The organism is Variovorax sp. 01T432, from assembly GCF_056398605.1.
The window spans coordinates 1-6,239 of record NZ_JBFTPS010000103.1; the positions used below are offsets into that span (position 1 = coordinate 1).

At 66.5% G+C, this 6,239-nt stretch carries 6 protein-coding genes and 1 pseudogene; 3 read left to right on the forward strand and 4 right to left on the reverse strand.

Going from position 1 to position 6,239, the window contains the following annotated elements; all coding sequences use genetic code 11:
- A pseudogene (locus AC1DNF_RS35065) lies at positions 1–617 on the forward strand (hypothetical protein); the annotation flags it as partial.
- 46 nt (positions 618–663) lie between these two features.
- On the opposite strand, the gene AC1DNF_RS35070 reads toward AC1DNF_RS35065, so the two are convergent.
- Both AC1DNF_RS35070 and AC1DNF_RS35075 read right to left on the reverse strand, forming a co-directional pair.
- Complete coding sequence (locus AC1DNF_RS35070) at positions 664–1,383, reverse strand: nucleotidyltransferase family protein (protein WP_478153481.1); 720 nt, start codon at positions 1,381–1,383, stop codon at positions 664–666.
- On the reverse strand, positions 1,380–1,769 hold the full coding sequence (locus AC1DNF_RS35075; RefSeq protein ID WP_478153483.1) for an S-adenosylmethionine decarboxylase family protein: 390 nt from the start codon (positions 1,767–1,769) through the stop codon (positions 1,380–1,382). Before AC1DNF_RS35075 ends, AC1DNF_RS35070 begins: the two co-directional genes overlap by 4 nt.
- 101 nt (positions 1,770–1,870) lie before the next feature.
- On the opposite strand from AC1DNF_RS35075, the gene tkt reads away from it, so the two are divergent.
- Together tkt and gap are read left to right on the forward strand one after the other, a co-directional pair.
- Positions 1,871–3,922 carry a transketolase gene (gene tkt / locus AC1DNF_RS35080; protein ID WP_478153485.1) on the forward strand — a complete coding sequence of 684 codons (2,052 nt, stop codon included), beginning with the start codon at positions 1,871–1,873 and terminating at the stop codon, positions 3,920–3,922.
- Positions 3,923–3,963: 41 nt separating this feature from the next.
- Positions 3,964–4,965: a type I glyceraldehyde-3-phosphate dehydrogenase gene (gap, locus tag AC1DNF_RS35085; RefSeq protein ID WP_478153487.1), complete on the forward strand. Its 1,002-nt coding sequence runs from the start codon at positions 3,964–3,966 to the stop codon at positions 4,963–4,965.
- 52 nt (positions 4,966–5,017) lie between these two features.
- On the opposite strand, the gene AC1DNF_RS35090 is transcribed toward gap, so the two are convergent.
- A complete protein-coding gene (locus tag AC1DNF_RS35090; protein WP_478153489.1) occupies positions 5,018–5,326 on the reverse strand; it encodes a putative quinol monooxygenase in 309 nt (102 codons plus the stop codon).
- A 76-nt stretch (positions 5,327–5,402) separates the two neighbouring features.
- Positions 5,403–5,858, reverse strand: coding sequence for a hypothetical protein (locus AC1DNF_RS35095; RefSeq protein WP_478153491.1), 456 nt, complete (start codon positions 5,856–5,858; stop codon positions 5,403–5,405).
- Between the last annotated feature and the right edge of the window lie 381 nt (positions 5,859–6,239).

Below are 6,239 nucleotides of genomic sequence, written 5' to 3' on the forward strand. Positions count from 1 at the left end.
TGGTCAAGACCGTTTCGCTGGGCGCGAAGCCGACGGCGGTGAAGACCACGGTGTACGGCAACCCGGCGCGCGCCTGGGTCGCGACGCAGGACGGCACGCTGCACATCTTCAGCCTGGACGGCTACGCACCTGGCGGCACCCCGGCGTCGCCGAGCGCCGGCGCAATCGCCGAAGTGGGCACGGTGACCGGCATCGGCCGCAACCCGACTTCGCTCGCGACCTCCAAGGGTGAGCCCGGCGCCAGCTTCGAGCCCAACAACCAGCAGGTGATCGTGGCTTCGCGCGGCGACCGCAAGATCTCCTGGGTGCGCTTCGCGAACAGCGGCAACAGCGGCAGCATCGTGCGGACCTTCCAGGATGCCCGCCTGAAGGACCCTGTGGCGGTCGAGGACTCCGACAACTTCGCCAACCAGGGCTACGTGATGAGCGTCACCGATTACGCGGACAAGTCGATCAAGAACTACCGCTACGGTCCGGTGATCTTTGCCGATGGCGGTGCCTGCCCCGCGCCCAACGGCTGCCCGGTGCAACCGACCGGCGGCGTCTCTGTGGAATACGGCGGCGCCCTGAACCTGCCGGGCAAGCCCTTCCAGCTCACGACGGCCAACGTGCCTTGATGCCTGCGCTGCCATAGAGCGCCAGCATGAACCTGAACGGCCCGCCTCAAGCGGGCCGTTCTTTTTCATTCAGCGCCTCCAGGCGCTCGGGCGTCCCGACATCGGCCCAGGGCCCTTCGTAGATCTGGGCGCTCACGCGGCCCGCCTTCATCGCACTGCGCAACAAAGGGGCCAATGCGCTCTTCACGCCCTCCGGGTTGCCCGGCGCAATCGCGCAGTACGGCGGCGCGAACAGCGCGGCACGGTAGAGCGCAATGGTCGAGAAGGTGTACTTCCGCGTGGCTTCGCTCAAGGCGCCACCATCCGGGCCGATTCCGAAATCTCCCTTCGGGTTGTGCGGCGGGTTCGGTACCAGCCAAAGATGCGCCAGCCGATGGCCGGCCTCGAAGCGATGGACCGCCTCCTGCGCGAACACGAAGTCAGGCGCGAATACATCGCCCGCGGCCACCCAGAAAACCTCGCCCAGCGAGGGCAGCGCGCGCACGATGCCGCCTGCCGTCTCCAGCGCCTCGCCGAAGTCCAGGCCCTCGTGCGAATACACGATGGACGATGCGCCGTGCCGCGCGCCGAATCGTCGCGGGATCTGCTCGCCCAGCCAGGCCGTGTTGACGACCACCTCGGTGAACCCGCCGCGCGCGAGCGCCTCCATCGGCCATTGCATCAGCGCCTTGCCTTGCACTTCCAGCAGCGGCTTGGGCGTGACATCGGTCAACGGCCGCATGCGCTCTCCGCGCCCCGCCGCGAGGATCAGGGCCTTGATCGTCATGAACTTGCCGCCGCGACACTGCCGCGCGTCAGCGCATGGCGCTCCACATGGCCCGGCATGAACAGCGCCTCGAGCGCAGCCATCACCGCGCGCGCCTTGGCCGAATGATCGGCGCCGAAGTTGCAGACATAGACATCGAGCGTCACGCCCATCTGCTCGGGCCAGGTGTGGACACAGAGATGCGACTCGGCCAGCAGCACGGTGGCCGTCACGCCGCCCGCCCCGTGCCCCGTCGCCGGAAAGGCGTGGAACAGCTGGCCGACGCTCTGCAGCCCCGCCGCTTCGACCGTCTTCACGCAGGCCGCGCCCAGTGCCGCCGCATCCACGAGCCAGTGCATCGCGCAGCGGCAGTCGTGGAGATCGGCGGTCAGGTGCAGCCCATGCATGGGCGGCACTCTAGCAGGCCATCGAGAGCCCCGAGAAGGCGACAAGTTCCCGCCCGCTAAAATCCCGGGTTCCCCCTAACCCCAGCCCCCAGAAAGCCAAGATGGCCAACCAAGCCTTGATGGCCAACGCGATTCGCGCGTTGGCAATGGATGCCGTTCAACTCGCAAACTCGGGGCATCCGGGCGCACCGATGGGCATGGCCGACATGGCCGTCGCGCTGTGGGGCGATCACCTCCGCCACAACCCCGCCAACCCGCACTGGTTCGACCGCGACCGCTTCGTGCTGTCGAACGGCCATGCGTCGATGCTCATCTACGCGGTGCTCCACCTCACCGGCTACGCCTTGCCGGTCGACGAACTCAAGCGCTTCCGCCAGCTGCACAGCAAGACCGCCGGCCACCCCGAAGTCGGCATCACCCCCGGCGTCGAAACCACCACCGGCCCGCTCGGCCAGGGCATCACCAACGCTGTCGGCTTCGCGCTCGCCGAGAAGCTGCTGGCCGCCGAGTTCAATCGCAAGGACCACGCGATCGTCGACCATCACACCTACGCCTTCCTCGGCGACGGCTGTCTGATGGAGGGCATCAGCCACGAAGCCGCCGCGCTCGCCGGTGCCTGGAAGCTCGGCAAGCTTATCGCCCTGTACGACGACAACGGCATTTCCATCGACGGCCCCGTCAAGCCCTGGTTCATCGACAACACCGAAGAGCGCTTCAAGGCCTACGGCTGGCAGGTCCTCGGCCCGATCGACGGCCACGACGTGAAGGAAGTGTCCAAGGCCATCGACCAAGCCAGGAAGAACGGCGACAAGCCCACCCTCATCATCTGCAAGACCCAGATCGGCAAGGGCAGCCCCAACCGCGCCAACACCGCCAAGGCCCATGGCGAGCCGCTGGGCGCCGACGAAATCGGCCTCACGCGCAGCGCGCTGCAGTGGGCCCACCCGCCCTTCGAACTTCCCGCCGCCGTCTACGAGGAATGGGACGCCAAGGCCGCCGGCGCCAAGGCCGAGGCCGCATGGGACCACAAGTTCGCGGCCTATGAAAAGGCCTTCCCCGACCTCGCCGCCGAGTTCACCCGCCGCATGAAGGGCGAACTGCCGAAGAACTTCCACCAGACCGCCTTCGACACCGTCGTCGCCGCCCACACCAAGGGCGAGACCGTCGCCTCGCGCAAGGCCTCCCAACTCGCGCTCGAAGCCTTCACCGCCGCCCTGCCCGAACTCCTGGGCGGCAGCGCCGACCTCACCGGCTCCAACCTCACCAACACCAAGAGCACCCCCGCCCTGCGCTTCGACGCCAACGGCGCCGTCGTCCGCAGCGAAGGCAACGAGCAGTTCCCCGACGGCCTGCAGGGCCGCCATATCAACTACGGCGTGCGCGAATTCGGCATGGCCGCCATCATGAACGGCGTCGCCCTGCACGGCGGCTTCATTCCCTACGGCGGCACCTTCCTCACCTTCAGCGACTACAGCCGCAATGCCATCCGCATGGCCGCGCTCATGAAGCAGCGCGTCATCCACGTCTTCACGCACGACTCCATCGGCCTCGGCGAAGACGGCCCGACCCACCAGTCGATCGAACACGCCGCATCGCTGCGCCTCATCCCCAACCTCGACGTCTGGCGTCCCGGCGACACCGCCGAAACGGCCGTCGCCTGGGCCGTCGCCCTCCAGAATGCCGACCGCCCCACCGCGCTGCTGCTGTCGCGCCAGAACCTGCCCTACTCGCCCAAGAAAGACCTGAGCGACATCAGCAAGGGCGCCTACGTCCTGGCCGAGCCCGACGCCGTCGGCCTCAAGAACAAGAAGGTCAAGGCCGTCATCATCGCCACCGGTTCCGAGGTGCAGCTCGCCCTGCGGGCGCAGGAGCTGCTTGCCGCGAAGAAGATCGGCGTGCGCGTCGTCTCCATGCCCTCGACCACCACCTTCGACCGCCAGGACGTCGCCTACAAGAAGAGCGTGCTGCCCAAGGGCACGCCCCGCATCGCCGTCGAAATGGGCTGCACCGACGGCTGGTGGAAATACGGCGTCGCCGCCGTCATCGGCATCGATACTTACGGCGAGTCGGCCCCCGCGGGCGTACTCTTCAAGCATTTCGGATTCACGGCAGAGAACGTCGCTGCCACGGTCGAAGCCGCGCTCAAGCGCTGAAGCGATCGCCCCTAGTTTTCAACCATCCAGGAGCACATCACATGGCTATCAAACTCGGCATCAACGGCTTCGGTCGCATCGGTCGCAACGTTCTCCGCGCCGCCGTGCAGAACTTCAAGAACGACATCGAGATCGTCGCGATCAACGACCTGCTCGAGCCCGACTACCTCGCCTACATGCTCCAGTACGACTCGGTGCACGGCCGCTTCCAGGGTGAAATCACCGTCGACGGCCACACCCTCATCGTCAACGGCAAGAAGATCCGCCTCACGCAGGAGCGCGACCCCGCGCAACTCAAGTGGAGCGACGTCGGCGCCGACATCGTGCTCGAATCCACCGGCCTCTTCCTCACCAAGGAAACCGCCCAGAAGCACATCGACGCCGGTGCCAGGAAGGTCATCCTCTCCGCCCCCAGCAAGGACGACACCCCCATGTTCGTCTACGGCGTGAACGACAAGAAGTACGCCGGCGAAGCCATCATCAGCAACGCCAGCTGCACCACCAACTGCCTCGCCCCGCTCGCCAAGGTGCTCAACGACAAGTGGGGCATCAAGCGCGGCCTGATGACCACCGTGCATGCCACCACCGCCACGCAGAAGACCGTCGACGGCCCGAGCAACAAGGACTGGCGCGGCGGCCGCGGCATCCTCGAGAACATCATTCCGTCGAGCACCGGCGCCGCCAAGGCTGTGGGCGTCGTCATCCCCGAACTCAACAAGAAGATCACCGGCATGAGCTTCCGCGTGCCTACCTCCGACGTCTCGGTGGTCGACCTGACCGTCGAACTCGTCAAGGAAGCCACGTACAAGGAAATCTGCGCCGAAATGAAGGCGCAAAGCGAAGGCGCCCTCAAGGGCGTGCTCGGCTACACCGAGGACAAGGTCGTTGCCACCGACTTCCGCGGCGACCCGCGCACCTCCATCTTCGACGCTGAAGCCGGCATCGCGCTGGACAGCACCTTCGTCAAGCTCGTGAGCTGGTACGACAACGAATGGGGCTACTCGAACAAGTGCCTGGAGATGGTGCGGGTCGTCGCGAAGTAAGCCGCCTGTGCCCCAGAAAGAAACGCGCCTTCGGGCGCGTTTTTCTTGGGCGTCAGACCGGCTCGAGCACGTGAATCAGCCGGCTCTCCAGCCAGCCCTTCACCTTCGCCGCGTAAGCAGCCATGTGCGCCGAAGCCCCATGTGCCTTGAGCGCCTCCAGCGTCTCCCACTTCTCGATCACGACGAAGCTGTCCGGGCCGAAGCTGGCCTTCGAGACCGGCATGCCCGCGGCATCCACCGTCGCGGTGTATTCGATGCAGCCCTCTTCGGCCAGAACGGCGGGGCGGTTGGCCTTGAAGGCCTCGAGGACCTGGGCGCGCTGGCCGGGCTTGGCCGTGATGACGGCGACGACGTGAATCATGCGTTTGTTCTCCTGAAGTGGGACTGCCGAATTTAAGCGCGAACGGATTCCGGCGCTTGTCGCGCCGGAGCCTCCATCAGGCCTCGACCTGCGGACAGCACGGCTTCGCCCGATACCAGCCGCGATAGGGCATCTCATGCGCGTGATGGAGGCTGACGCCGCGCGTCTCGTAGCTTGCAGCGCCGCGCGCCTTCAGCGCCTGCGTCACCACCCGGCTCGCATCGTCGCGTGCGTCCGGGCCGACGGAGATGAAAGCCGACTTCGTGTACGCGGGCTCCTTGCCCGGCGTACATCGGCCGACGATGCGATCGAGGACCGACATCGACACGTGCTCCGGGTTGCCCAGGTTGGGCAACTGGATCAGCCGCAGCCTTGCCGGGAGGTCGATGCCCAGGAGCTCTGCGTGGTCCGCCGCCGCGTGCAGCCCCCGGAGCCCCGCCCGGCCCGTCAGCAGCACGCCACGCCCATCGAAGTTGCCATAGAGCACCGCGCTGGATTCGTTCTCGGCAGAGGTCGTCGCGCCCTCCCTCAAGGATTCTTGCCACCGCCGTCGCAACCAGCGTCTCGACGAACGCATCAGCGCGGTGAGCGCCGCGACCCCGCCGCACCCGGCCTGGCCGCAGGACGCGGGCCGCGAACCGAAGCACGGCGCGCATGCGTGGCTGCCATATCGAGGTCGCCGTGGGCCGGCACGATCCGGAGACGGTGCGCGTGCTGCTCGAAGGCTGGTGTCTCCATCGCGCCAGGGACATGCTGGCCGCGCGCCTAGACCGAAGTTCCAGCGCCGCGTGCGCCGGTTTCAGCCAATAAGCCCTCTGGAATCAATGAGATAGGTGCTTTCTTGGTTTGCTGGATGTAGGCATGTATTTTCTTGAATATGCCAATGACATCGCCTATATATGTAGGCATGCAT